The organism is Pseudoalteromonas sp. 2CM28B (genome assembly GCF_023161935.1).
Map to the genome: position 1 here is coordinate 1 of NZ_JALNTH010000086.1, position 3277 is coordinate 3277.

At 41.8% G+C, this 3277-nt stretch carries 2 protein-coding genes; both read left to right on the forward strand.

The genetic code is table 11. The features are described from left to right. Positions 1-426 (forward strand): efflux RND transporter periplasmic adaptor subunit (locus MTN96_RS36640; RefSeq protein WP_374276205.1); only part of this gene is annotated, 426 nt, incomplete at its 5' end. Positions 427-437: 11 nt separating this feature from the next. Then, positions 438-3277 (forward strand): efflux RND transporter permease subunit (locus tag MTN96_RS36645; protein ID WP_248534812.1); only part of this gene is annotated, 2840 nt, incomplete at its 3' end.

The window sequence follows — 3277 nt, forward strand, 5'->3', positions numbered from 1 at the left end:
AATTTATCAATTGATTCTCCTGCGGTACTTAAATTAGAAGGCCAGAGTTACAATGCCAAAGTTATCCAAGAAGCCCATACAATTGATCCCGTAACTCGTACAAGAATTATTAGATTGGGGGTACAGAATGCTGATGATAACCTTCATTCAGGTATGTTTGTAAAAGTTTACTTTCAGTTTGCCACAAAGCAGAAAGTGATGGCTGTGCCAGAAGAAGCATTGATCCGCAGCGCAGATGGTGATTGGACAGTATTTGTCGAAGACCACCCTGGAGAATTTAAAGCTGTAGAAATAGAACTAGGCCGAGCCTTAGGTGGTTTTAGAGAAATCATTGGCCTTGATAGTGGAACGCGAATTGTAACTAAAGGCGCATTTTTTGTTGCGTCTGAAATCGCTAAAGGCGGATTTGATCCGCACAACCACTAGGGAGCAAGACTATGTTTAATAAAATAATAGATTGGTCTGTTAATAATAGACTCCTGATTTTGATTGCGCTGTTTGCCACTATGGTTGGTGCAGTTATGGTGATCCCAAAATTAAATTTGGATGCCTTTCCTGATGTTACTAATGTTCAAGTTGCTGTAAATACTGAAGCGCCAGGACTGGCTGCTGAAGAAGTTGAACAACTCATTACGTACCCCATTGAAGCGGTAATGTATGCCCTACCTGATGTAGAACAAGTGCGCTCAATTTCTAAAACAGGCTTGTCTGGCGTTACGGTTGTTTTCAAAGAAGGCACCGACATTTACTTTGCAAGACAACTCGTATTTGAGCGTCTTCAAGCCGCAAAAGAACTGATACCAGAAGGTGTTGGGACACCCGAAATGGGACCAAACACCTCTGGGCTAGGCCAAGTATTTCAGTATCTTCTTATTTCAGATAAAGGTGCAGGTTATGATGCTATGGCACTCAGGAGTCTCAATGATTGGGTAGTAAAATTACTCGTTATGCCTGTCGATGGAGTCACTGATGTATTATCTTTTGGTGGTAATGTTAGGCAATACCAAGTCAATGTCGATCCATCTAAGCTCTTAGCATATGAACTAACGCAAGAAGACGTTGTTGGTGCCCTAGATAACAACAATGCGAATGTTGGCGGATGGTACATGAACCGTGGGCAAGAGCAGCTTGTGATTAGAGGCACAGGCTGGTTTGAGAGTGGTGAGGCTGGCATCAGTAATATCAAACAAGTTCCCGTTAAAACAGTAGATGGTACGGTTGTTACGGTTTCAGATATTGCTAAAGTTGAAATGGGCAGTGAAATTCGTCAAGGTGCTGTCACCATGACGCGCAAAACCGAAGGCGGTAAAGTCGAAAATTTAGGCGAAGTTGTCTCTGGCATTGTCTTAAAACGCATGGGTTCAAATACTAAAGCCACCATTGATGGTATCAATGCAAGAATTCCATTAATTAATCAAGCATTGCCAAAAGGTGTTCGCTTTGAGCCTTTTTATGATCAGGCTGATTTGATTGAAAAAGCGGTAAATACAGTGGTTGATGCACTATTACTAGCATTTATTTTCATCTGTATTGTATTAGCACTATTTTTAATGAATTTACGTGCAACCTTCTTGGTATTAATATCTATTCCAATTTCAATTGGTATCGCGTTAATGATCATGGCTTGGTGGGGCATTTCTGCAAACCTTATGTCACTGGGTGGCATAGCGGTCGCTATTGGTATGCTTGTAGATGGCTCAGTGGTTATGGTTGAAAATATGTTTAAACATTTAAATAGACCTGACGCGACACATTCGAAATCGGTAAAGGAACGTGTTCCAACTTCTGACGCAGATCCGCACGATGTAGAACACGATGAGCACGGCATTAAATTACGTCTGCAAAATGCAGGTAAAGAAGTGGCTCGTCCCGTCTTTTTTGCTGCCTCGATTATTTTAGTCGTATTTGCGCCATTGTTCAGCTTTGAAGGGGTTGAAGCAAAGTTATTCCAACCTATGGCAATAAGCATCATCTTAGCCGTTGTATCTGCGATTGTGGTTGCGTTGTTTATCGTACCTGCACTGGCAACTTATTTATTTAAGTCAGGTGTAAAAGAGAGGGAAAGCTTTGTTCTTAGGCCATTAGACAAACTCTACAGAAAAGGGCTTACATTCGCACTAAAACGCACCAAGTTAGTCATTTCAGCCGCACTTATATTAGTTTTCTCTGCCTTTGCATTAGTTCCATTAATTGGTACTGAATTTGTACCTGAGTTAGAAGAAGGGACGATAAACTTAAGAGCAACGCTGGCACCTTCTTCCAGTTTAGATACCGCGCTCACTGTGGCACCAATTCTAGAAGAAAAACTAATGGCTTTTCCTGAAGTAACCTATGCATTAAGCCGAATTGGTCGAGCCGAAATAGGTGGAGATCCAGAGCCTGTGAATAACATAGAAATTTACATAGGGTTGAAGCCTGTTTCTGAGTGGACCAGTGCATCTAATCGATATGAACTTCAAGGGAAAATGGAGAGATCTTTAGAGGAGTTTCCTGGCTTACTACTAAACTTTTCTCAACCTATTGCGACTCGTGTTGATGAGTTACTATCTGGCGTAAAAGCTCAGTTGGCGATAAAGTTATTTGGCCCTGAGTTAGACGTTTTAGCAGCTAAAGGACAAGAGATCGAAGCGGCTATAAAGAGTGTTGATGGTGCAAGAGATGTTGCTCTTGAGCAAATTGCAGGTGAAGCGCAACTTGTCGTAAAACCTAATAGGCAAGAGCTATCGCGCTTTGGACTTTCAGTTGTTGATATAATGGAAGTTGTGCGAGATGGTATTGGAGGGGTTGAAGCTGGACAAATCATCAAAGGCAATGAACGTTATGATATTTACGTGCGTATTGAAGAAGAGTACCGACAAAATAAGGAAGCTATTTCAGATATTCGAATTCAGTCACCAACAGGCGCCTGGGTACGCTTAGGTGATGTTGCAACTGTTTCATTTGAATCAGGTCCTCCTCAAGTAAGGCGCGATGATGTTCAAAGGCGTGTCGTTATTCAAGCAAACGTTCAGAATAGAGATATGGGTAGTGTAGTAGCCGACATCAGAAAAGTTATTGCTGAGAAAGTTGACCTACCTTCAGGTTACTCGGTAGCAATAGGTGGCCAATTCGAAAGCCAGCAGCGTGCTCAAAGCAGACTAGCTATCGTTGTACCTCTATCTTTAGCGCTAATTGCATTGTTACTTTACTTTGCTTTTGGCTCTGTTGGTCAAGCTATGCTGATATTGGTCAACGTGCCGCTTGCTGTAATTGGCGGAGTTTTCTCCTTATATTTATC